Genomic DNA, 23,789 nt, shown 5'->3' with positions numbered 1-23,789 from the left:
CAGCTTCCACCCATGCCGTTCCACGCGGATGCGCCTGTCTTAATGCAAAAGCGCGAAAGGAGAGAATGCGGAGATTCATCATCCCCGCGTTCCACAGATCAAAACTTACTTCGCAGCCATCGTCTTGCCTTCGGAGAAGGCAGCACGCTGTGCTTCACGTTCTGCATCCGGAGCGGGAACGAGGCCGTATTCGGCGAGCGGGCCGTCAGGACCGATCATCTGGTCGTTCAGGAAGAACTCAACATATTCCTTCAGGCCCGGGATGACGCCGAGGTGAGCCTTCTTCACGTAGAAGAACAGCGGGCGCGACACTGGATATTCGCCCGAGGCGACGGTTGCAGCCGAAGGGGTGATGTCGTTGACAGTGGCGACCTTCAGCTTATCAGCGTTGTTTTCGTAGAAATAAAGGCCGAAAACGCCAACGCCGGTCTTGTTCGAGTCGATACGAGCGAGAGTTTCAGCATAGTCACCGTCGATGTCGACAGCCTTGCCGTCCTTGCGAACTGCGATACAGGCCGAAGCGGCAGCCTTGTCGTCGAGACCGGCCTTCTTGATTTCGTCCAGAGCGCCGGAGTGCTTGCAGCCGTCAGCAAGAACCTTTTCTTCGAAAACTTCACGGGTACCGTGCTTTTCGCCCGGAATGTAGGCGGCGATGTCCCAATCCGGAAGGTTCGGATTGACCTGGTTCCACTTGGTGTTTGGATTGTCGACCAGTTTGCCGTCTACGACCAGCTTGGCGGCCAGAGCCTTGTAGACATCTTCCGGCTTCAGCTTCCAATCCGGACCCTTTGCGTCGGTTGCGAAAACGATGCCGTCATAGCCGAAGCGCACTTCCTGAACGTCCTTGACGCCAGCGTCGATGCACGACTTCAGTTCCGAGTCCTTCATGGCGCGCGATGCATTGGCGATGTCGATGGTGTTTTCGCCGACGCCCTTGCAGAATTCCTTGATGCCTGCGCCCGAGCCGCCCGATTCAACAACCGGCGTCTTGAAGTTCGGGAAGGTTTCACCGAAGGTCTCGGCGACGATCTTCGCATAAGGCAGAACGGTCGAGGAACCGGCAACCTGAATCTGATCGCGCGCCTGAGCGGCGGAAACCGACATAACGGCAGCGATGGCAAGCGCTGCGGTCGAAGAAATCATCTTGTTCATGAGCTGCGGCTCCTGTTGTAAAAGACATATGACGATGTGGCGTCGTTAGCCCTCTACGCGCTCTATATTACATTCATATGACACTATTGTTACAGGTTTGTATCAGAGCCGCTTGCCATTGATTTTGTGGGGTTTTGCCGATCTGTGAACCGGCAAAGATTTCAGGCTCTAAAAATGCGGCAAACGCGCACCGAGAGCCTTGATGCCGGAAACATCGACATTGGCGAAGGCAAAGCGCAGGAAGGCTTCCCGTCCTTCACCGAAGAACCGGCCCGGCAAAGTGATGATGCCGAGCGACTTCGCAAGGCGCTCGGCAACCTCGACGGACGAGACATCCGGATAGGGATGACGAACGAAAGCGAAATAGGCTCCGACCGCCTCCACATGCCAGCCTTCGATATTGGCCATGACTGACCGCAATGCAGAGGCGCGCCTTGCAATCTCGCCGCGATTATCATCACGCCAGCCGCTCAAAGGTTCGATAGCGCGTGCGACAGCAATCTGCGGCGCACGGCTTGCGCATATCTGCAGATTGTCCATGACTTTTGCGACGTTCTCGACCATCGCCTGGCCCGCAACAATTGCGCCAAGCCGGTGTCCCGGTATGCAGAACGATTTTGAAAAGCTGTAAAGCTGGATCAGATGCGACGGCCAGTCCGCCTCGTCAAAAAGCCGATGCGGGGGCTCATTGGCATCGGCCAGAAAATCACGATAAGTCTCGTCGAGAATAAGCCATGTCCCATTGTCGCGGCACAAAGCATAGATTTCCGACAACAGCCCCGCCGGATAAATCGCCCCGGTTGGGTTGTTCGGGGAAACAAGTGCCAGCGCCGTGATACCCGGACGAAGCGCAGCGCGCACGTCCTCCACGCTAGGGATGAAACTATTCCGGGCATGGCAAGGCACTGAGCCAGAAGCGATGCCGAGCATGTCCAGCGATGAACGATGATTAAAATAGAACGGATCGGTGGTCAGCACCGTATCGCCGCTTTGCGCCACACACATGATGGCGGCGATAAAGGCCTGATTACAACCGGATGTGATATGGATGTTGGCGGCATCGATCTGCGCGCGATAAAGCTGACCGACATGCGCTGCATAAGCCCCGCGCAAAACCTTTTCACCCTCGATCGGACCGTAACCGGCGGAAGCTACCGATCCCGCCGCCTCACCCAGAAAGCGCAGCATATCGGGATGCGGAGGGTAACCGGGAACGGCCTGAGACAGGTCGATAAGCGCGCCATGCGACCCGTCATAGTCCCGCGCCCAGGACTGGACAGCCGGGATGGGCGGCGCGGAAAGGAGATTGATCAACGGATTGACGGCAGGCAAGGACATTGGCGGCTCCCCATTTTAGAGCGGTTCCAGTTAAAACGGAATCGTAGAACCGACCTATCTCTTTGTTTTTACGCATTATCCTACGCAAAACCGCTTCGCACTTTTGCTGGAAATGCTCTAATCAGCCACTCTTACCGTGATCGCTGGCGTGATTGAAGCTGTTATTCGCTTGGACGCGAAAGCACGTAAGCTGCGGACCCGAGCATGAAGATCGTTACTGCTGTTGCCAGCAGCCAGCCAGGCTTCGCTCCCCACCAGAACAAGCCATAGCCAACCGTCATGCCGATACAGGCATAAAGCTTCGCGCGCGGCGGAATGGCTCCGCGATCACGCCATTTGATAACGAGTGGACCGAAACGCTGATCGGCAAGCAAACGCGCTTCGAGCTTCGGGGATGATCGTGCAAAGAACCACGCGGCAAAAATGACGAAGATCGTAGTCGGCATGACCGGCAGGAAAGCGCCAATAATGCCAAGCCCAAGCATGAGAAAGCCGAGGCAAAGATAGAGTATCCGTTTGCTCGCTGAAATTGCTGGCGACACGGCCTCGGTTCTGTCTTTTTCGGGGTGGTCCTGCATGGTTTTCCATCATCTGATCTGGATGTTTATAGCAGGATTCTAGCGTCCTCGTGCAGGCTCTCGACGGTCAAAGAAACGTCATCCCACGGCCTTTCCGCCCCTGTGGATAACTTTTTGGGACTGGTAAGGAATTGTAAAACACAGTCATAAATTGCAATTTTGCCCCCGAAATGCCTTATTTCGTCAACTTTGCCGCTGAGACTGAAAACTTGCCCTACAAATAAAAATTGCAAACCGGGCTCGTTCAATCTGGAATCGGGCAAGCAGCTTTTCTTGCAATCGGTACGCGAAAACAAGGCATGGCAAAGGCTTGCCGCAGATTCCTAACGAATCGTAAACAGCTTTACAGCAACATCGCCAAATCTTTCCTAATATTCCTTGGTTTTGTTTATGCTTTTAAGTAAACAACGTTCAGTATAGGATGATTTTCCGGGTGCGATATAGATTCAATTATCGCATAATGTTCTCATTCGAACCACGTCAGCGCCACATTTAGATTCCAGTTCGCAATTGTCTTTCTCAGCGACAACTGTGGGACACCCCGTTAACAACTAGTGGATCTGGCATGACTTTCAAGACCCGTATGGCTATGCTTGCCGTTGCGGCAACCGGTCTTCTCGCGGCCACCGCAATCGAGGCTTCAGCACAGCAATGCGGCGGTGCCTCCTGGTACGCCCTCACTTCCCGTACGGCTTCGGGTGAACGTATGAACCCATCCGGCCTGACCGCAGCGCACCGCACCCTGCCCCTTGGCAGCAAGGTCAAGGTTACCAATCAAAGAAACGGCAAGTCGCTCGTCGTGCGCATCAATGATCGCGGCCCGTTCATCAAGGGACGCGTTCTGGACCTGTCGAAAGGTGCCGCAGGCCGACTCGGCTTCATCGGCGCAGGACACACCAAGGTCTGCTTTACGCCGCTTTGATTTCGGCGAAGCTTCGCCCGACTGCGGGATATGGAGCATTTCCGGTCCAAGTTCGATCGTTGGAAATGCTCCATCGAATTGTTTGCGGCATGTCCTTACCCCAAGACCGGTTCCCACTTTTGGGCGACATGCCTATTTCCGGTCCAGCCGGTCGGTGAACCAGCGGGTCAACTTGATCCAGACCTCGTCCTTTTCGGCGGCATCCTCGATCCCGTGTTCAAGATTGGGATTGTCGTTGACCTCGATCACCACCACGCCGTCGTCCGTTTCCTTGAGATCGACGCCATAAAGTCCGTCGCCAATGCAGCGTGCCGCGCGCAGCCCGGTTTCCAGAACCGATGGCGGCGCATCGCCCAGCGCGTAGGAACGAAACCCGCCTTCCAGGGGCTTGCCGCCCGTATCGTGCTTGACGATCTGCCAATGGTTCTTGGCCATCATGTACTGACAGATGAAAAGCGGCTTGCCATCGAGAACGCCGACCCGCCAGTCGAACTTCGTCGGCATGTATTTTTGCGCCAGCAGGAGATCGCTATCCTCCAGCCATAAAGTGGCAAGCGCTTTCAGTTCGGCAAAATCCTTCACCTTCTTCACACCGCGCGAAAATGACGAATCCGGTATCTTGATCACCATCGGAAAGCTGAGCACATCGGCAGCGCGCTCCAGGTCCTCCTCACCTGCAATCATCACCGTCGGCGGAACCGCCACGTCGTTCGCCTGCATCAGTTCGTGCAGATAGACCTTGTTAGTGCAACGGATCATGGAAATCGGATCATCAATCACCGGCATGTTTTCCTGCTGCGCCCGCCGGGCGAAACGGTAGGTGTGATTGGAGATTGATGTCGTCTCGCGGATGAATAATGCGTCAAAATTGGCAAGCCGCGGCAGATCGCGCTTGCCGATTGGCTCGACTTCCACCCCAAGCCGGGCCGCAATTCTCGCCCAATGCTTCAGCGTCGAGACGGTAGACGGCGGCATGGCCTCCTTCGGATCGCACAGAGCCGCGAAGGAATAGCGAGCCGGAACCTTTGGGCGTGCGGCGCGCCACTCACGCTGGGTGTAGCGATCAAGCGCGTCCTCGAAGCGTTCCTTCTGCACTTTGGTAAACTTGGTGATATTCGCAAAGCCGATCTTCTGGATGCGTGCCCATTCACCGGGTTTGATCGTGACTTCCAGCGACGGCGCACGAAACCAGTCGAACAGCAGCCGTCCAAACCGTTCAAACTCGGGATTATCGGCAAGGCCAAAATGCACATGGATCGTTTCCGGTGCTTTTTCCGGATGCTTGCCGAGCGCCTTGTTCAGCATGTCTTCCAGTTCCGGAATAGCGTTTTCATAAAGCCGCCGTTCCGACAGATCGATCATCGTTTCCACGGAAGGGATGATGCGATGCCCTCGCGCTTCAGCCAGAAGCGAAGCGTAATAGCCACGGCTTTGATAAGCGTAGGAGCGCGACAGGTTGATGATGCGTGGGCGCAGCTGTCCGTTGAAGAGCGCGGGATGCGCGAGATAGTCGCGCGTGGTCATGACCTTGTGTGGCGTGGCCCCGTTATCGATATCCGAGAGGCGCCCTACCAGAATGACGCAGATCGTCATCAGTCCGTCCTTTTTTCCAGAATAACGGCTGCCCTGAGTCCATCACTGCCGAACCGGGCGATGCGGTCGAAAATGTGAAAAGGAACAGGGACATTTGCAGCATCGGCAATGGTTTCGCCGAGCTCTTCCTCCACCCAGGGGTCGTGAATGAGAATATGCCGCCCGTCTTCACCATGGGCGAGGACCCAGTGCGGCACTTTCTTGCCGAACATATGATAACCGCTGACCAGCACGATCACTGCCGCCCCACGGCGCAAGGCAGCCAGAATGTCGTGCAGGGTGAAACCACGATAGTCCACCGGAATAGCATAAGCTTCCGTGCGCTGGCGAAAATCGGTCTGCGCCAGTTGCATGACCTTGCGTTTTTCTTCCGAACGCACCGATTGCAGGAAAAGCATGTCCTCGATGGACACGATGATCGAAGCTTTGAGACCGCGTTCATGTGCAGCAACTGCAAGCCCGAACGGCTCACATCCGCCCGGCCCCGACATCATATAGATAGTGGTCGCATCGCGCCAAAGGCGGACTTCCAACACGGGATCAAGCCGCGTCTCTTGATTGTGCCGGGCAAGCACCATCATCAGGCAGGCTGCACCGCAGGTAAAATCGGTCGTTTGCTCGTAATATGGAAAAGCTGTGACGGGCGAAATGTCACCGCGAACCGTCTTCTCAAAACGCAGCGCATCCGAATGGTCAGCATAATAGTCGAGATAGCGTCCGATGGGGCGGTAACCGTGCCGCTTGTAGAGCGCAATGGCGCGTTCGTTGTCCTCGCGTACCTCCAGCCGCAGCAACGGGCGATCGTGGTCGTAGGCTGCCGTTTCCGCCGCCTGCAACAGGAGAGAGCCAACGCCTTTGACCTTGGCCTCCGGGTCGACGGCTATCGAATAAAGCCGAGCAAGCGCGGTGCCATGACGAAACAGGATCATCGCATAGCCGATGACTGTGCCGCCCATCGTTGCAACAATGGTTTCTGCGGTCGGTCGCGCAATAAGGGCGCGAAATGAACGGCGGGAAATCCGGTCTGTCTCGAAACAGCGCTCTTCGATGCGCAGGAGCGCATCTATGTCGTCTGCCGTGGCCTTGCGCGTGGTTGCGCCTGTCATCTTTTGGCCTTTGCAAAGGGATCGTTACGACCCGGTCGAACACCAACAATTGGCTTATTCGAAGCAAAAGACAAGCGCCCGGACCGTGGCAAAATTATGAGGGATTTTCACCGCCCGATTGGTTCCGCATAGCTGCAAAACTCAATCAAAAATTGTATTTTCCGGAACCACCCGCATTAACCATTAATTAAGAAGTCAGACCGTCCCGAGGCGAACCGAATTGACTCCAGAGTATTTCAGACATTAACGTTTCGTTAATAAATGAGTAACTGGCGAGAGCCAAAGGGCGTTGAGTATGTTTTGCGTTGTTCGCTCGACCACAAAGATTATGGCAGCCGCCGGTTTCGCAGCTTCGCTGCTGATGGCAAGCTTTGGTGCGCAAGCCGCCTCCGGTGACTTCATGCAGACCGGCAAGCTGACCTCGCAGCCGATCGGACATTATGAATTCTGTAAGCGCGAAGCAAAGGAATGCGGTATCACGAGCCGTGACACCCGCGCACTGCAACTCAACCATTCAAACTGGCAGCGCATCATCGAAATCAATCTTTCGGTCAATGAGCGCATCAAGCCGATGACCGATATGGAAATCTACGGCGTCGAGGAATACTGGGCTTACCCGACGACCGTTGGCGACTGCGAAGACTACGTTCTGCTGAAACAGCGCGAATTGCAGAAGGCTGGCATTCCGATCACCGATCTTCTGATCACCGTCGTTCGCAAGCCGGACGGCGAGGGGCACGCGGTCCTCACGGTTCGCACGGATCGCGGCGACTTCGTGCTCGACAACCTGACCGATGAAGTCATGCGCTGGAACGAGACCGACTATACCTATCTGAAGCGTCAGGCAGCGAACGATACCGGTCGCTGGGTCACCATCGAGGGCCCGGACAATCTCCTCGTAGGCTCCGTACGCTGACATCGAGACCTCCCCGTTTGTTTTTGAAAATGTCCCGGAATGTGCTATTCATTCCGGGTCTAAAAAGGAGAGGTCGGTGCGGTTAGCCCGATCCCCGTTGCAAAGCGGGTCCTGGCCTTCGCGATTGCTTTCATTTCGGCAGATGCGTCGAGTCCCTTGACCTTTCACTCTGATGCAATGGCGCATTTGAGAACAAAAGGTCTTGGTTATGAAACAGCAAATCTCCGTCATTACGCTTGGTATCGCCGATCTTGAGCGCTCACGTCGTTTTTACGCCGAGGGCTTCGGCTGGGTGCCGGTTTTCGAGAATGAAGAAATCATCTTCTATCAGATGAACGGTTTCGTACTCGGAACCTTCATGAAAGCTTCGCTCGAAATCGACATGAACCGCAGAGGCCTTCTGCAGCCCGGCGCATTTTCCCTTGCACATAACGTGAAACTGAAATCGGATGTCACGCCCATGATGGACCGGCTGATCGAGGCTGGCGGTAAACTGGTTCGCGCCGCTGACGCTCCGAGCCATGGCGGTTTTCGCGGCTATGTCGCCGATCCCGACGATCACGCCTGGGAAATTGCCTGGAACCCGGCCTGGGCCATCGACGAGAATGGTCTTGTAACATTCGGAATATAAACCGATGGGCTGGCAACAGGGCGCTAAACACGCCCTGTCGTTTATAAACACACGACTATTGGCGGCAACGCATGACAAAAATCTATTTCATTTCACATCCGGAAGTCGTGATCGATCCCGCAAAGCCCGTTCCATCGTGGAGCCTCTCTGAACATGGCATTGAACGGATGCGTTCCTTTGCCAGCCAGCCGGAACTGCAATCGATCACATCGATCTGGTCCAGCATGGAAACAAAGGCAATTGAAGCGGCTGAAATTCTGGCGGGTGCTTTAAGAGTCAACCCGTTGACCGACAATCGCTTCGACGAAATCGACCGAAGCGCCACCGGCTTCCTGCCCGCCGGACAGCACGAGATTATCGCCGACAGATTCTTTTCAGCACCCGAAACAAGCATTCGCGGGTGGGAGCGGGCCGTTGACGTACAGCAGCGCATTGTGGAAGGCTTCGAAGCAGTGAGGCGGTCTGGCACCTCTGGCGATATGGCTATCGTCGGCCATGGTGGCGCCGGTACGTTGCTTCTCTGCTTTCTTGCCGGACTTCCGATCAGCCGTCAGTATGACCAGCCCTTTCAGGGGCATTACTGGTGTTATTCAAGCGAGGACAATGCTGTCCTTCATCACTGGAAGCCGATAGCGCCACGCTGAAATGTCATTCGAAGATATCGTCGAAATCATATGGCAGTTCCTCAAGCTCACTATTTGCGCTATGCTTTGATTCTGGCTTCTTCCAAGCCTCCCCCCTCCGTTCGGGAAAGCATTTTTCATGCAGGAAGGACAAATCATCGAACCAACTGTTCGGGCACATGCACAAGGAGGGACTGCAGCAACAGCTCGTCACAGGAGGTTTATCGATGCGGTTATCATCCCCTATCTATCACCTGAAGCGGCGCGCCAAGCGTTTGGCAAATGATGCTGATATTCCATTTCATGCAGCACTTGATCGCATCGCCGCGCAAGAGGGTTACAGAAGCTGGAGTCTGCTCGTCAACAAGGTATCCGCTCCCGTTTCTGCTCGAGAAATTTACGGCTATCTCAAGTCCAACGACATGGTTCTGATTGGTGCCAGACCCAGCAACGGAAAGACCTTGTTGAGCCTCGATATTCTCGTCGAGGCCATGCGAGACGGCAATTGCGGCCTATTCTTTTCACTTGAATACACGGAGAGAGAGATCGACGGACGCTTCAAGGCCCTCGGTGTCGACCAGAGTAACTTCAGGCATCTGTTTCATTTCGACTGCTCGGATGCCATCTGCGCCGACTATATGATAGCCAAACTCGATGCTGCTCCGGCCGGAACCGTCGTGGTCATCGATTATCTGCAGATTTTGGATCAGAAACGAGACAAACCTGACCTGTCGACCCAGATTGCGGCACTCAGATCATTTGCTTCCGAGCGAAGGCTCACCATTCTGTGTATATCGCAAATCGACCGTTCCTTTGATCCAGCAACAAAGCAGTGTCCGGGGATCAAGGATGTCCGGCTTCCCAATCCGCTTGATCTCGCTTTGTTTGATACATGCCTCTTTCTCAACAATGGCGAGATTCGCGTGCAATCGCGTGATCGGATGAAAACGCTTGAGGACATGACGTCGTAGAAGAAGTTCAGGCTGCGGAAACCAGCCTTTCCGCGCCCATGCGATAGGATATGGCGCTGGCCAGATGGATGCGACCGACCTTGTCGCTGGCGTCCAGATCGGCCAGCGTGCGGGCAACTTTCAGAATGCGATGATAAGCGCGGGCGGAAAACCGCATCTGTTCGCTCGCGTCGCGCAAGAGCTTGAGGCCTGCCGCATCCGGCTCAGCGACTTCCTCTATAAGTTTCGCCGAACAATAGGCATTGGTCATGGACGGTTCCAGACCGAGGGCTGAATAACGCTGGGTCTGGATCGCGCGGGCACGTGCGACGCGTTGCGCAACCGTTTCGCTCGTTTCCGACCGGGATGGTTTGATGAGATCGAAAGCGGAGACGGCCGGCATATCTACCCGCAAGTCTATACGATCAAGAAGCGGGCCTGAAATCCGGGCTTGATAATCGGCCTGGCAACGCGGCCCGCGAGCACAGACATGCCCCGGTTCACCCGCCATGCCGCACCGGCAGGGGTTCATGGCCGCGATCAGCTGAAAGCGCGCGGGATAGCTGGTTCGGTGATTGACACGAGCAATGAGACATTCGCCGGTTTCTAGCGGCTGGCGCAGAGAATCCAGTACCTGTGGCGAGAATTCCGGAAACTCGTCCAGAAACAGTACGCCGTTGTGTGCAAGTGAGACCTCGCCGGGACGCGCACGCAGTCCACCGCCGACCATTGCCGCCATCGAGGCCGAATGATGCGGCGCCCGGAACGGACGGCGATCTGACAGTTTTCCACCCGAAAGCTCACCCGCAATAGAGGCGATCATTGATACGTCCAGCAATTCGCGCGGAGAAAGGCGAGGCAGAATGGATGGCAATCGCTGAGCAAGCATGGATTTGCCTGATCCCGGCGGTCCAACGAGCAGCAGATTGTGATTGCCAGCTGCGGCGATTTCGAGCGCTCGCTTGGCGGTTTCCTGTCCCTTGATATCGGCAAGGTCGAGTTCCTCTTCACCGGAAATCCGCATGGATGGTTCCGGCCGAGTCAAAACCTGCGTGCCGCGAAAATGGTTGGCAAGGGCGATCAGACTGCGCGGAGCCAAGATATCGATGTCGGCGCCCGCCCAGGCTGCCTCTGGCCCACAAGCATAAGGGCAGATGAGCCCCTTCTCGTCCCGGTTCGCACCGATTGCAGCAGGCAGGACGCCTGCCACTGGCGTTATCGAACCATCGAGCGATAGTTCACCCAGAACGAGATAGGACTGGATCGCATCCGCTGGAATGGCGCCGATTGCCGCCATAAGCCCAACAGCAATGGGCAAATCGTAATGCGATCCTTCTTTCGGCAGGTCGGCAGGCGCCAGATTGACCGTCACCCGCTTGGTCGGCATGGAAAGGCCCGAGGCGTGCAATGCCGCCTGCACCCGCTCACGGCTCTCCGCCACGGCCTTGTCTGGCAGGCCGACGATGGACATGCCCATCTTGCCCGGCGCAACCATCACCTGCACATCAACAGGCACAGCTTCTATGCCTTGAAAAGCAACCGTTCCAACCCGCGCGACCATATGCCCCCGCTCGCCACGCAATACATCTCTTAAGTGAGTAAAAACTCAAATACAACTTATAGAGTTAAGCACGGACGAGCGGCAAGTTCAAGAACGTTAAGAGAACAAATTTCGGTCTGCTCCTACCGCTTGGCTTCGACCGCATCCCAGAACAAAGCCGCAATGTTGGTCCCGTCGAAACGCTGGATTTCGCGGATACCAGTCGGAGAGGTAACGTTGATTTCGGTCATGTAATCGCCGATCACATCGATGCCAACCAGGATGAAGCCACGCTCTTTCAACGATGGGCCAATACGTTCGCAAATCTCGCGTTCCCGCGGCGTAAGCTTGCTCTGTTCGGCACGCCCACCAACATGCATGTTGGAACGGGCATCGGTTTCCGACGGCACACGATTAATCGCGCCGACGGGTTCGCCATCGATTAGAATGATGCGCTTGTCACCAGCGCGCACGTCTTTCAGATAGCGCTGCGCAATGAACGGCTCCTTGAAGAGCTGGCCGAACATTTCCAGAAGCGAGGTCAGGTTACGGTCACCATCGGCCAGATGGAAGACGCCCGCGCCGCCATTACCGTAAAGCGGCTTCAAAATGATGTCGCCGAACTCGCGACGGAAATCCATGACTTCCTGCGGGTCCTTGGTGATGAGTGTTTCCGGCATCAGGTCAGGAAACTCTGTCACGAAGATTTTTTCGGGACTGTTGCGCACCCAGGCCGGATCATTGACCACCAGTGTCTTCGGGTGAATCCGCTCCAGAAAATGGGTTGTGGTAATGTAGTTCATGTCGAAGGGCGGGTCCTGACGCAGAAGCACCACATCCATTTCCGACAGGTCACGGCGAATCGGCTCGCCCAGCGTATAGTGATCGCCCTTGACGTCGCGCACTTCCATCTTTTCCAAGCGGGCGGAAACGACGCCGTCACGCATCGAAAGCCGGTCCGGCGTATAATGGTAAAGCTCATGACCGCGCTTCTGCGCCTCGAGCGAAAGGGCGAATGTGGTGTCGCCTGCAATGTTCACCGTGCTGATATGGTCCATCTGGACCGCGACTTTGAGAGCCATGATTTCCTCGCGATTCGAAGTTGCGGGAAATCTAAAACGGAATGACCAGGCAACATAGTCCTTTCTCTCAATCCGTCCTCGGGCGTTGGTTGTGTACTTACAATGCTTGAAGTTGAACTGGATCAGCTTTCATCTGTTGATTATGCTGGATGCAATCGCTTCGGGCGTCTCGGGAGGAAAAAGTGACCGTCGTTAAAACTACCCTGTTTGCCGACCATGTAGCAGAACTGGGCGAAGGCCCCGGCTATGACCCCTTGAGCGGAAATGTCTGGTGGTTCGATATACTCGGCCAGAAACTGATCGAGAAGAACTGGGAAAACGGTAAAATCAACGTCCATGCGCTGGGCATGAAGGCCAGCGCCCTTGCCGTCATCGATCGCGACCGGCAGTTGATCGTCAGCGAACACGGGCTGTTCATTCGCGAGCGCGCCAATGGGCGATTGACCCTTCATCATCCACTTGAAGCCGAGAATGAAGTCACCCGCTCCAATGATGCGCGCGTGCATCCATCGGGATCGTTCTGGATCGGCACGATGGGTAAAAAAGCCGAAACCGATGCTGGGTCGATCTGGTGGTATCGCGAAGGCCAGGTGAAAAAGCTGTTTTCCGGCATCACGATCACCAATTCGATCTGCTTTTCTCCTGATGGCAAGGTCGCCTATTTCGCCGATACTGATCGCAATATTATCTGGCGTGTCGACACGGACCCCGAAACCGGATTGCCGATATCCGACAAAAGCGTCTTCCATCACCGCGTCGAAGACGGCGGTGTCGATGGCTCGGTTGTTGATGCGGAAGGTACGCTGTGGAATGCCTGCTGGGGGGGCAGTTCGATTAATGCCTATTCACCGCAAGGCCGACTGATCCGCTCGATTTCGCTGCCGGTCCGCCAGCCATCATGCCCCGCCTTCGTCGGACCGGATGCCACGGTGATGATCGTGACCAGCGCCAATGAAGGTCTCGACGAAGAGGCCCGTCTTGCCGATCCCCATGCCGGAAAAGTGCTGCTGCTCGATCTGACGCTTGCCGGACGGCATGATCCGCCGGTCAGGCTCTAAACAGTAAATAAAAAGGGCCCCCTGCGGGCCCTTTGATTTTAGAGCATTTCCTGTTTTGATTGAATCATTGCAAATGCTCTATCTGTTTGTTTTTACGCATGTCTCCCGAAACCGGTTCCCACTTTCGGGAGACATGCTCTAGATACCTTCAACGATGACGATTTCACCATCCGCAACCGTCTGGCGGATCGCCTTCGCCGCCTGATATTCGGGCGAATTGTAGCAATCGAGCGCGTGCTGCATGGTCTCGAATTCGATGATCACATTGCGGGCACGACCCTGTCCCTCGACTGCGTCTGTCTTGCCGCCACGCGCAATGAAATTTGCACCATAACGCTCGAACGCAGGTTTTGCGGTCGAAACATAATCCTTGTATCGCTCGGGATCACGAACATCCACGCGGGCAATCCAGTAGGCTTTGGTCATGCTGTTTCCTCCACTAGCTATTTGATAGAACGGAACGCATTTCATCGAGAATGGCAAGGGCTGCTGCCTTACGATCAACTGCGCCGACAATTGGGCGGGCGACGACCAGATGGCTAGCTCCGGCTTTCAAGGCATCCGCTGGGGTCATGACCCGTTTCTGGTCGCCCTTTTCCGAACCGGCGGGACGAATGCCCGGCGTGACGATGGCCATGTCCGGGCCGACCGCCTGACGGATGGCTGCCGCTTCGACCGCGGAAGCAACAATGCCGCCCATACCAGCCTCACGCGCCTGACGGGCTCGTTTCAGCACCAGCATTTCCGCATTGTCGGAATATCCGGCTTCCCGCAGATCGGCATTGTCCATTGAGGTTAGAACCGTCACGCCCAGGAGGCAGAGGTCCGATCCTCTGGCGGCTTCCACCGCTGCCCGCATCGCTTTCGGATAGGCATGAAGCGTGAGCATGGACACACCCATCTTCGCAACATTCTCAACACCCTTGGCAATGGTGTTGTCGATATCGAGCAACTTCATGTCGAGGAAGACTTTCTTCTTCGCCGCCACGAGGCTCTTTGCGAAGTCGAGACCACCTGCAAAAACCAGCTGATAGCCGATCTTGTAGAAGGAAACGGCATCGCCCAACTCTTCGACCACCTTTTCCGCTTCGGCAATGGTCGGCACGTCGAGGCCCACGATCAGGCGCCCGGATGCTTCCCCGGGCGCTTGATCGCGCAAATCTGTCGTCGTCATGAGAGTCTCCGTGGTGATTTTTATTCTCTTCGCACAACAGGACCCGTTACGAAAGAGACGGAATCAGCTTTTTGCTTCTTCCACCCGTGCGATGAGGCTGCGGCAGACAGCAGAAAGCATTCTGGCGCTGCGTTCTTCTTTCAGCGTTCCATCGTCATTGAACGCCACCGATGCGTGACCGACCGAACATTGCTCGGTGACGATCTGCACGCCGACATTCATCAGAACAGCACGCAAATGATAAAGTCCGCGCATACCGGCGAACATGCCGTCGGAGCTGGAACAGAGGCCGACTGTCAGACCGGCATAGGGTCTGAACGGCTTGTCTCCATCCCTTGAAATACGGCTGACCCAATCGATGGTGTTTTTCAGAAGCGGCGGAATCGATGCATTATATTCCGGCGAGCAGATCATCAGACCGTCCTGTTCCGCAAACAGGCGACCGAGTCGCATGGCGTTCTCGGGAACGCCATGTTCGTTTTCCAGATTCTGATCCATGATCGGCAGCGGATAGTCGGCAAGCGTGATGCGCGTGACTTCAGCACCCTGCGCCCGTAGTTCCTTCTCGGCGGCATCTGCCATATGGCCGGAAAAAGCACCGATACGAACCGAACCCGCGAAGACGAGAATACGTGCAGTCATGAAAAGCCTCGTGCAAAACTAGTGGATTGAATTTGACGTTTGAATCCCGACTGAATGAGATGTTGTTTCAAACGTCAAATTTGAAAAATCCACTAGATACATAAAGTTACGAGTGGTCTTTGCGATTCCGACATTCGTTCGGCGCCTGTATCAGAGGGACGCAAATGTCGGAATCAGACCACTAGACCAAAGGGCTGCGATAAACCCAAAGCTGAGCTGGTGGCACATTGCGCACCACGAAATCATAGTGCTGGACGATATAATTGCCGCGACCGGCCGGAACCGGCGGCAAGGGACCATAGGTGATCTGCATCAAAGGCCGCCCGCGTGGAATGCGTGAAAGCAGGCTTTCCACGAGCTGGATGCGCCCCTCCATCGGGAAATTGAGCATCGGCACGGCGGAGATGATGCAATCGAATTTCTGGTCCTTCTTCTCACCCAAAGCGCTGTCGAGGTCGAATGCATCGCCCTGAATGATATTGACCTCTGGAAAGATCGTATTCAGGTGATCCACGAAATCCTGCGAATATTCGATGGAATAGAGGTCGGCAGGTTTTACGCCCAGTTTCAGGATCGCCTTGGTAATGACGCCCGTGCCCGGTCCAAGTTCCAGAACCGGAAGGCCGGAGCCGGTATCGATGACGCTGGCCATACGGCGTGCTGTAATGGAACTCGTCGGCAAAATAGCGCCGACCGCTTTCGGCCCGTCTATCCATCCCTTGAAAAAACGGATCTCCTCATCGAACTTAGCGGCCAGTTTCCTGCCGAGCTGTCCTGCCATTCTCGCTGCTCCCATTGTCGTTATTGGACAAGTTTATGCCGCTTTGAATTCCCTAAGCAAGGCGTGAATAAGGAAAAGAACAAAAAAGGGAGCCTTTCGGCTCCCTTTATTATTCTCCGATACCTTCGAAGAATTCCTTCATCCTTGAGAAGAACCCCGCTGATTTCGGGCTATTCTCCTGCGAGGAAAGTTTTTCAAACTCTTCCAGCAGTTCACGCTGGCGTTTGGACAGGTTCTGCGGTGTCTCAATGTCGATCTGGATATAAAGATCGCCTACCGCGGCCTGACGCAGAACCGGCATGCCCTTGCCCTTGAGGCGGAACTGCTTGCCATTCTGCGTGCCGTCCGGAACCTTTACCCGTGTCTGCGTGCCATCGAGCGTCGAGACTTCGAACTGGCCACCAAGGGCTGCCGTCGTCATCGAGATCGGCACCTTGCAGTAAAGGTCGGAGCCGTCGCGCTGGAAAAACTCGTGCGGCTTGACCGAAAGAAAAATGTAAAGATCGCCCGACGGGCCGCCGCGCATACCGGCCTCGCCTTCACCGGAAAGACGGATACGGGTGCCATCCTCGATGCCTGCCGGAATATTGACCGACAGCGAACGTTCCTGCGTGACGCGGCCCTGACCATGGCACTTGCCGCAAGGGTCCTTGATCATCTGTCCGCGACCGTTACAGGTCGGGCAGGTGCGCTCCACCGAGAAGAAGCCCTGGGCAGCGCGAACGCGGCCCGAACCGGAACACATGGTACAGGTGGTCGGCTGGGAACCCGCCTTTGCGCCGGAGCCGGAGCATTCGTCGCAGGTGATGGACGTCGGAACGCGGATCTGCGCGGTCTTGCCCGCATAGGCTTCTTCCAGCGTCACTTCCATATTGTAGCGAAGATCAGCGCCGCGTTCGCGTCCGCCACTGGAGCGGCGGCGACCGCCACCCATCATCTCGCCAAAAATGTCTTCGAAGATATCGGCAAAACCACCGGCACCGCCAAAGCCGTTACCGAAACCACCACCCATGCCGCCATTTTCAAAGGCTGCGTGGCCGAACCGGTCATAGGCGGCACGCTTCTGCGGGTCCTTCAGCGTTTCGTAAGCCTCGCCGATTTCCTTGAACTTGCGCTCAGCTTCCGGATTATCCGGATTGCGATCCGGATGATATTCCATGGCGAGTTTGCGAAAGGCTGTTTTCAGCGTCTTGTCGTCTGCTGTTCTTTCAACACCCAGAGCTTCGTAGTAGTCGATCTTCATCAGTTCGTTATCCCGGCGACAGGAACGCGCCTTTTGCTTTCACGGACATCGTATCCCGAAACCGGTCCCCAGATTCGTGCGACACGCCCCAAAGCGTTCAAACTTGTCAGGGGCCAGCGTTTCCAATTGTTCATCTATCGAAGCGCCTTCCGACCCATGCGTCAGAGCGGCACTCCGGGTTTCAGCATCAATACCCACTTTGCCCGAAACCGTCTCATGCTTTTCAAGATGTATGCAGGCCAGAGCGATTTTTCAAATGGAGGCGGATATGCCCGATACTTCCATCGGCTTTTTTCACCGACACCGGCCAATATGCAGGCTTATACAAAACCTGCGAATATGAACATCTCAAAAATTGGCAAAAGCCCGGGGCAGAACCCCGGGCTTGAGCGTATTGAGCCTAAAATTACGACTTCTTCTTGTCGTCGTCGACTTCTTCGTAATCGGCGTCGACAACATCGTCGTTCGAAGCAGCTTCTTCGCTACCACCGGCAGAACCGGTTTCAGCGGCCTGAGCAGCTTCGTACATGGCCTGACCAAGCTTCATGGAAGCTTCGGCGAGCGTCTGCGTCTTGGCCTTGATGTCCTCGGCATCGTCGCCTTCAAGCGAGGTCTTGAGGCTTGCAAGAGCGTCCTCAATGGCCTTCTTGTCGTCAGCCGAAACCTTGTCGCCATATTCGCTCAGCGACTTTTCGGTCGAATGAACGAGGCTTTCGCCCTGGTTCTTGGCTTCAACCGCATCACGACGCTTCTTGTCGGCTTCGGCATTCGCCTCGGCGTCCTTGACCATCTTTTCGATGTCGGCATCGCTCAGACCACCGGATGCCTGAATGCGGATCTGGTGTTCCTTGCCGGTGCCCTTGTCCTTGGCCGTCACGTTGACGATACCGTTGGCGTCGATGTCGAAAGTCACTTCGATCTGCGGCACGCCACGCGGTGCGGGCGGAATGCCGACGAGGTCGAACTGGCCGAGCATCTTGTTGTCGGCAGCCATTTCACGCTCGCCCTGGAAGACGCGGATCGTCACGGCCGACTGATTGTCTTCGGCGGTGGAGAAAGTCTGCGACTTCTTGGTCGGGATCGTGGTGTTGCGTTCGATCAGACGCGTGAACACGCCGCCCAGCGTTTCGATACCCAGCGAAAGCGGGGTTACGTCGAGCAGCAGAACGTCCTTGACGTCGCCCTGCAGAACGCCTGCCTGAATCGCCGCGCCCATGGCGACGACTTCATCCGGATTGACGCCCTTGTGCGGCTCCTTGCCGAAGAAGGCCTTCACGACTTCCTGAATCTTCGGCATGCGGGTCATGCCGCCGACCAGAATAACTTCGTCGATTTCGCCAGCCTTGAGGCCGGCATCCTTCAGCGCTGCCTTGCAAGGTTCGATGGTGCGCTGGACGAGATCGTCGACCAGGCTTTCGAACTTGGCGCGCGACAGCTTGATGGCAAGGTGCTTCGGACCGGTCTGGTCAGCCGTGATGAACGGCAGGTTGACTTCGGTCTGCTGCGAGGACGACAGTTCGATCTTGGCCTTTTCGGCAGCTTCCTTGAGGCGCTGCAGAGCGAGCTTGTCGTTCTTGAGGTCGATGCCGCTTTCCTTCTTGAACTCGGAGACGAGGTATTCGACCAGACGCATGTCAAAGTCTTCACCGCCGAGGAAGGTGTCGCCGTTGGTCGACTTCACTTCAAAGACGCCGTCACCGATTTCAAGAACCGAGACGTCGAAAGTGCCGCCGCCAAGGTCATAAACAGCGATGGTCTTGCCATCGTTCTTGTCCAGACCGTAAGCGAGCGCAGCAGCAGTCGGCTCGTTGATGATACGCAGCACTTCGAGACCGGCGATCTTGCCGGCATCCTTGGTTGCCTGGCGCTGAGCGTCGTTGAAGTAGGCCGGAACGGTGATAACCGCCTGCGTGACCGTTTCGCCGAGATAAGACTCAGCGGTTTCCTTCATCTTCTGAAGGATCATCGCAGAAACCTGCGACGGGGAATATTTCTTGCCGTGGACTTCAACCCAGGCGTCGCCATTGTCGCCCTTGACGATCTGGTACGGAACCAGGTCCTTGTCCTTGGTAACCATCGGGTCGTCAAAGCGGCGGCCGATCAGGCGCTTGACCGCAAAAATGGTACCTTCCGGATTGGTGACGGCCTGACGCTTTGCAGGCTGGCCGATGAGACGTTCGTCACTATCGGTGAATGCAACGATCGAAGGGGTCGTACGCGCACCTTCGGCATTTTCGATGACCTTCGCGCTTTTGCCGTCCATGACGGATACGCAGGAGTTGGTCGTTCCCAGATCGATACCAATAACTTTAGCCATATTTCTCTCCATTCAGCAAACCGCCAAGACCTCTACCGAGCGTTCCATGGGCGGTTCCTATCGGTTTCACAATGCGCTTTTCACGATGCTTGTCCGAAAACCAGACCGGTTTCCAGACACACATCAATGCCCTGTGCGAGGCGTATATAAGAAACGCGGTTTTTTACTGCAAGTCACAACAGCCAAGCTGGGGCAGATTCAGCACCCGGAAACACTGACAGGGACCTATCGACGTACGAAATAGGGGCCGCAGCTGCACAAGATAGTGCGCGCGGGCCATCATACCATAGCCGACCCGCCGTCTTTTGCCGCACGGTAGATCGCATCGATGAATTTCTGGTTCGCCTTCGAGTTTTCAAGCGAGAAAAGCCGTGCATCCCTGTCGCCGCGCGCGGCACGCACAAAGCTTTCCGCCTGAAGCTGATAATGATTGGCGTCACCGAACGACCATTCCGTTGCCTTGGTATGGCCAGCATCGAAAAGTGCGATGCTGCCATGACCATATTTGCCGGTATTGAATGGCGCGTAGACTTCAATGAACCCCTTGTCGCCATGGAAAACCATCGTCTGCCGAGCGCCAAGCTGAGTCGCGACATAAAAGGTCAGGTCAAATCCGTCGAATCGGGCCGAAACATTGGCATAACGGTCGGTAGCGAAAGCCGGATCGTATTCCACCGATGCCTGAACCGATACCGGCTCCAGACCGGTGACCATGCGTGTCACCACGGTCGGGTAGACGCCAATATCCGGCAGGGCGCCACCGCCCAGTTCCGGCTGGTTGCGCATATTGCCCGGATCGACATTGAAATAGGAAAAAGCACCCTGCACATGGCGGAGCCTGCCAATAGCGCCTTCGGCCAGAAGTTCCTGCAGCTTGATCCACTGCGGATGGTAATAGACCATGAAGGCTTCAGCGATAGTGACATTGTGCTTGTCACGTGCGGCGATGAGCTGGTCGATATCGTCGGCCTTGAGTGCAATCGGCTTTTCGCACAGGACATGCTTGCCCGCTTCAGCCGCCTTAAGGCTCCATTCTATGTGCTGTGAGGTCGGCAGCGGTATATAGACGCCATCAATGGCATCGCTTGCCAGAAGCTCTTCATAGGAACCGAATGCCAGCGGCGCGCCGAAACGGTCGGCGACGGAGCGCGCACGCGACAGGTCGCGGCTTGCAATGGCATGAACAACGCCATTTTCGGATGCGCAAAGCGCTGGAATCACCTGCGTGACGCCAATCTTGGCTGTTGAAAGGATACCCCAACGAAACATGTTGTTCCCTCTTTTATTCAAAGCAAAAATCCAGGCTCATTGCGGCGTTTCCCAGTCCTGAACTCGCAGTTCCGGCCAGAATTTGAGCGCGCGGGCTGCCTTGATCTCGTGCGTTTCGCGGTTATCGATGGCACGATTGGGACGAATGCGAAATGAAAAAATATCATCGAAGCCGAAAGGAGCGTGAATGAGCAGCCCATCCTCCGTCGCTTCGCCGTCTTTTGCCAGCCGCGCGCCCACGCAATGGGCAATCGTCGAATAACGTTCTATCGATTCGGTCGCAGAGCGAAGCGGCGCATAGGGCTGTCCGAAGCGTTTTTCGAACCACAGATGCACCCGCGCCTGATTGCGAACCTGCACCGGAAGCGGGAAGTCGAGGAAGACGCCAGCCCCGCGGGTGATAACCGCGTCCTCTGCCTCCCAGGAAAGATCGCTGCCGTCGAAATAGATAATATCGAGATCCTTGATCCCGTGCAGGACCGGCCTCCCGGTCAGCCGGTTCCAGATGGTGTTATAGAGCGCGCCTGAGACGAGCCAGAAATCAGACGCTTCCCCGGCCAGTTCATGCAACCGATGCAGCGCATCCGTCAACAGCGGGCTTTCCAGAATCATCTGTGAAAAGATATCCCGCTGCTGTGCGAGCGGCAGACCGGCATGACGCAAATGGTTCGACACTGATTTCATTGACCGCTTCCATGGCGATAAAAGTCGATGAATGCCCGCAACGCCGGGCGCATCTGGCGGCGGCTCGGATAATAGAGATAAAGCCCCGCGAAAGGCTGGCACCAGTCGTCCAGAACCCGAACAAGATGCCTTTCCGCCAAAGCGTCGTGAACATAGGCCTCGAACAGATAAGCAAGTCCGGTGCCGTTCAGAGCTGCTTCCAGAATAACTCTGTCATCGTTGACGATCAAAGGCCCTTCAATTGCAATTTCCTGCACCTCGCCTGCCTTTTCGAATTCCCAGCGATAGGTTTGTCCGCTCGGAAAGCGATGGCGAATACATGCGTGCTGCAAAAGATCGCGCGGTTCGACGGGGACCAAACGGTTCTCAAGATAAACAGGTGCTGCAACGATTGCTGCACGCACATTGCCGGTCAACCGCGTTGCAATCATATCCGCTTCGAGGCTCTCACCGAGACGCACGCCTGCGTCGAAGCCAGCCGCCACGATATCGGTGAAGCCATTTTCCACCCGCAGATCAAGTGTAATGTCGGGATAAGCTCTGGCGAATTCGCCCAGACGCGGAGCGATGACAAGTTGCGCCGCCACATAGGGCGCTGTGATGCGCAGCACCCCCGACGGTCGATCCCGCGAATCGACGGCGGCACCCAAAGCCGCATTGATCTCCTCAAGCGCCGGTGCCAGCCTCTCCAGCAATTGCCGCCCGGCCTCCGTCGGGGCGACGCTGCGTGTTGTGCGTGCAAGAAGACGCACGCCCAGACTGTCCTCCAGTGTTGCCACTGCGTGGCTGACGGCCGAGGGCGCAATCGCCAGTTCGCGTGCTGCGCCACGGAAACTTCCATGCGCTGCAACGGCGGCAAGAACGGCAAGCTGTGACAGTTGGCTTCGATTCATTGTTACAAATTACAGAACAAGCCGTGAAAATAAATCGGTATTATCGAACTTACCGCCCCGTTTTATTATTTGCGACATGGTCCTCGGTCGGAACGCAGCCACTGCCAAGGCGCATCCAGCCGGAATCTCCTCCCGATTTTCCCGCACAATTTTCAGTACTTTCAATCAATCATTCGAAAGGAACTACAATGCAACAGCGCAAACTCGGCCAGCAACTGAGCGTTTCTGCCCTTGGTTTCGGCTGCATGGGAATGACCTATGCTTATGGTGGACAGGATGAACAGGATGCGATCCGCACGCTGCATCGCGCCGTCGATCTTGGCGTGACATTTTTCGATACGGCAGAAGTCTATGGTCCGTTCGAGAACGAGAAACTCGTCGGCAAGGCACTCAAGTCTTTCCGTGACCGGGTGACGATTGCAACGAAGTTCGGCTTCAAGATCGAAGACGGCCAGATGAAGGGTGTCGATAGCCGCCCTGAACATATTCGCGACGTAGCCGAGGCCTCCCTGAAACGGCTCGGCATTGATGTGATCGATCTGTTCTACCAGCACCGCGTCGATCCATCCGTGCCGATCGAAGATGTGGTTGGCACCTTGAAAGACCTGGTTGATGAGGGAAAGATACGCGCCATCGGTCTTTCGGAAGCGGGTAGCGCCACCTTGCGCCGCGCGCATGCGGTCCACCCCATCGCCGCGCTGCAAAGCGAGTATTCGCTATGGGCACGCGATCCGGAAGACAATGTGCTGCCGGTCTGCCGTGAACTCGGCATCGGTTTCGTTCCCTATAGCCCGCTTGGGCGCGGTATGCTGACCGGCACATTGCGCTCACAGTCAGACCTTGCCGAAGACGATTTCCGCAAGACCCTGCCGCGTTTCCAGCCGGGCAATCTGGAAGCCAACAACCGGCAGGTGGATCGCATCGTCGAGATCGCACAGGAAAAGCAGGTCACGCCCGCGCAACTGGCGCTGGCATGGGTGCTGAGCCGGGGCGATTTCATCGTGCCGATCCCCGGCGTCCGCAAGATCCATCATCTGGAAGACAACGTGAAAGCCGTGGACATCGTGCTGACAGAACAAGATCTCCAGCGTCTGGATGAGGTATCCGCACCCGACCTGATCGCAGGCAAGCGTTATAACGAACAGCAACTCGCGCTGACCGGTCTTTGATTAGGTGTTTGGTCCCAGCATGTGATGGTGTAGAATTGTCACCGACACAGCGGAGGGAGCTATGGGCCAAATTCTCCACGGCAGCGCCAAGACCACGCACGCCATTCGAGCAGAACTACAGCGATCGA

The 23,789-nt window shown here is 56.0% G+C and carries 23 protein-coding genes; 7 read left to right on the top strand and 16 right to left on the bottom strand.

Translation table 11 applies throughout. The features are described 5' to 3' along the window. Positions 1-105 precede the first annotated feature (105 nt). The 3 genes from F9K91_RS05905 to F9K91_RS05895 form a co-directional block, all read right to left on the bottom strand. A complete protein-coding gene (locus F9K91_RS05905; protein WP_151555274.1) occupies positions 106-1,152 on the bottom strand; it encodes a PstS family phosphate ABC transporter substrate-binding protein in 1,047 nt (348 codons plus the stop codon). Positions 1,153-1,320: 168 nt separating this feature from the next. Next, positions 1,321-2,484: an aminotransferase gene (locus tag F9K91_RS05900; protein WP_167522185.1), complete on the bottom strand. Its 1,164-nt coding sequence runs from the start codon at positions 2,482-2,484 to the stop codon at positions 1,321-1,323. 167 nt (positions 2,485-2,651) lie between these two features. After that, a complete protein-coding gene (locus tag F9K91_RS05895; RefSeq protein WP_151555272.1) occupies positions 2,652-3,068 on the bottom strand; it encodes a YbaN family protein in 417 nt (138 codons plus the stop codon). A 565-nt stretch (positions 3,069-3,633) separates the two neighbouring features. Here F9K91_RS05895 and F9K91_RS05885 point away from each other — a divergent pair. After that, a complete protein-coding gene (locus F9K91_RS05885) occupies positions 3,634-3,990 on the top strand; it encodes a septal ring lytic transglycosylase RlpA family protein (protein WP_006468123.1) in 357 nt (118 codons plus the stop codon). Positions 3,991-4,122: 132 nt separating this feature from the next. Here the strand turns inward: F9K91_RS05885 and F9K91_RS05880 are convergent, their stop codons facing one another. Together F9K91_RS05880 and F9K91_RS05875 are read right to left on the bottom strand one after the other, a co-directional pair. Further along, positions 4,123-5,583 carry a RimK family protein gene (locus F9K91_RS05880; RefSeq protein ID WP_151677416.1) on the bottom strand — a complete coding sequence of 487 codons (1,461 nt, stop codon included), beginning with the start codon at positions 5,581-5,583 and terminating at the stop codon, positions 4,123-4,125. After that, the gene (locus tag F9K91_RS05875) at positions 5,583-6,689 is read right to left on the bottom strand and encodes a peptidase C39 family protein (protein ID WP_151650904.1); all 1,107 of its coding nucleotides are present in this window, start codon (positions 6,687-6,689) and stop codon (positions 5,583-5,585) included. Before F9K91_RS05875 ends, F9K91_RS05880 begins: the two co-directional genes overlap by 1 nt. A 295-nt stretch (positions 6,690-6,984) precedes the next feature. Between F9K91_RS05875 and F9K91_RS05870 the strand changes: the two genes are divergently transcribed. From F9K91_RS05870 to F9K91_RS05855, 4 genes are all read left to right on the top strand, one after another. After that, a complete protein-coding gene (locus tag F9K91_RS05870) occupies positions 6,985-7,605 on the top strand; it encodes a transglutaminase-like cysteine peptidase (protein WP_061344654.1) in 621 nt (206 codons plus the stop codon). A 208-nt stretch (positions 7,606-7,813) separates the two neighbouring features. Then, on the top strand, positions 7,814-8,236 hold the full coding sequence (locus tag F9K91_RS05865; protein WP_151555269.1) for a VOC family protein: 423 nt from the start codon (positions 7,814-7,816) through the stop codon (positions 8,234-8,236). A gap of 71 nt (positions 8,237-8,307) precedes the next feature. Continuing rightward, on the top strand, positions 8,308-8,880 hold the full coding sequence (locus F9K91_RS05860; protein ID WP_151677415.1) for a histidine phosphatase family protein: 573 nt from the start codon (positions 8,308-8,310) through the stop codon (positions 8,878-8,880). Between the two features lie 206 nt (positions 8,881-9,086). After that, a complete protein-coding gene (locus F9K91_RS05855) occupies positions 9,087-9,830 on the top strand; it encodes a DNA helicase (RefSeq protein WP_151677414.1) in 744 nt (247 codons plus the stop codon). A gap of 7 nt (positions 9,831-9,837) precedes the next feature. Here F9K91_RS05855 and F9K91_RS05850 read toward each other — a convergent pair whose 3' ends face one another. Both F9K91_RS05850 and gshB read right to left on the bottom strand, forming a co-directional pair. Then, a complete protein-coding gene (locus F9K91_RS05850) occupies positions 9,838-11,370 on the bottom strand; it encodes a YifB family Mg chelatase-like AAA ATPase (protein ID WP_151677505.1) in 1,533 nt (510 codons plus the stop codon). A 122-nt stretch (positions 11,371-11,492) separates the two neighbouring features. Continuing rightward, the gene (gene gshB, locus F9K91_RS05845; protein WP_151677413.1) at positions 11,493-12,431 is read right to left on the bottom strand and encodes a glutathione synthase; all 939 of its coding nucleotides are present in this window, start codon (positions 12,429-12,431) and stop codon (positions 11,493-11,495) included. A 182-nt stretch (positions 12,432-12,613) separates the two neighbouring features. Here gshB and F9K91_RS05840 point away from each other — a divergent pair, with 182 nt between their 5' ends. Continuing rightward, entirely contained in the window at positions 12,614-13,489 is an 876-nt protein-coding gene (locus F9K91_RS05840; protein ID WP_151677412.1) for an SMP-30/gluconolactonase/LRE family protein, read from the top strand. 138 nt (positions 13,490-13,627) lie between these two features. Here F9K91_RS05840 and F9K91_RS05835 read toward each other — a convergent pair whose 3' ends face one another. The 9 genes from F9K91_RS05835 to F9K91_RS05795 form a co-directional block, all read right to left on the bottom strand. Further along, positions 13,628-13,915, bottom strand: coding sequence for a DUF1330 domain-containing protein (locus tag F9K91_RS05835; protein ID WP_109987055.1), 288 nt, complete (start codon positions 13,913-13,915; stop codon positions 13,628-13,630). 13 nt (positions 13,916-13,928) lie between these two features. Beyond that, positions 13,929-14,663, bottom strand: a complete 735-nt coding sequence (gene pyrF, locus F9K91_RS05830) for an orotidine-5'-phosphate decarboxylase (RefSeq protein WP_151677411.1) — start codon at positions 14,661-14,663, stop codon at positions 13,929-13,931. 63 nt (positions 14,664-14,726) lie between these two features. Then, positions 14,727-15,305, bottom strand: a complete 579-nt coding sequence (locus F9K91_RS05825; RefSeq protein WP_151555263.1) for an NADPH-dependent FMN reductase — start codon at positions 15,303-15,305, stop codon at positions 14,727-14,729. 181 nt (positions 15,306-15,486) lie between these two features. Further along, positions 15,487-16,086, bottom strand: a complete 600-nt coding sequence (pmtA, locus tag F9K91_RS05820; protein ID WP_061344645.1) for a phospholipid N-methyltransferase PmtA — start codon at positions 16,084-16,086, stop codon at positions 15,487-15,489. Positions 16,087-16,195: 109 nt separating this feature from the next. Beyond that, the gene (dnaJ, locus tag F9K91_RS05815; protein WP_167522183.1) at positions 16,196-17,329 is read right to left on the bottom strand and encodes a molecular chaperone DnaJ; all 1,134 of its coding nucleotides are present in this window, start codon (positions 17,327-17,329) and stop codon (positions 16,196-16,198) included. A gap of 406 nt (positions 17,330-17,735) precedes the next feature. Beyond that, complete coding sequence (dnaK, locus tag F9K91_RS05810; RefSeq protein ID WP_151677410.1) at positions 17,736-19,646, bottom strand: molecular chaperone DnaK; 1,911 nt, start codon at positions 19,644-19,646, stop codon at positions 17,736-17,738. 279 nt (positions 19,647-19,925) lie between these two features. Beyond that, positions 19,926-20,915 (bottom strand): Gfo/Idh/MocA family protein, encoded by a 990-nt coding sequence (locus F9K91_RS05805; RefSeq protein ID WP_151677409.1) that lies wholly within the window; start codon positions 20,913-20,915, stop codon positions 19,926-19,928. 36 nt (positions 20,916-20,951) lie between these two features. Then, on the bottom strand, positions 20,952-21,599 hold the full coding sequence (locus tag F9K91_RS05800; RefSeq protein ID WP_151677408.1) for a nucleotidyltransferase family protein: 648 nt from the start codon (positions 21,597-21,599) through the stop codon (positions 20,952-20,954). Next, entirely contained in the window at positions 21,596-22,492 is an 897-nt protein-coding gene (locus F9K91_RS05795) for a LysR family transcriptional regulator (RefSeq protein WP_151677407.1), read from the bottom strand. Before F9K91_RS05795 ends, F9K91_RS05800 begins: the two co-directional genes overlap by 4 nt. Before the next feature lie 188 nt (positions 22,493-22,680). On the opposite strand from F9K91_RS05795, the gene F9K91_RS05790 reads away from it, so the two are divergent. Further along, positions 22,681-23,661 (top strand): aldo/keto reductase, encoded by a 981-nt coding sequence (locus F9K91_RS05790; protein WP_151677406.1) that lies wholly within the window; start codon positions 22,681-22,683, stop codon positions 23,659-23,661. The last annotated feature ends 128 nt before the right edge of the window (positions 23,662-23,789 follow it).

The sequence above is a fragment of the Brucella tritici genome, assembly GCF_008932295.1.
Classification (GTDB): Bacteria; Pseudomonadota; Alphaproteobacteria; order Rhizobiales; family Rhizobiaceae; genus Brucella; species Brucella tritici.
The sequence above is the reverse complement of the archived record's forward strand: the minus strand, read 5'-3'. Positions and strand labels throughout refer to the sequence as shown.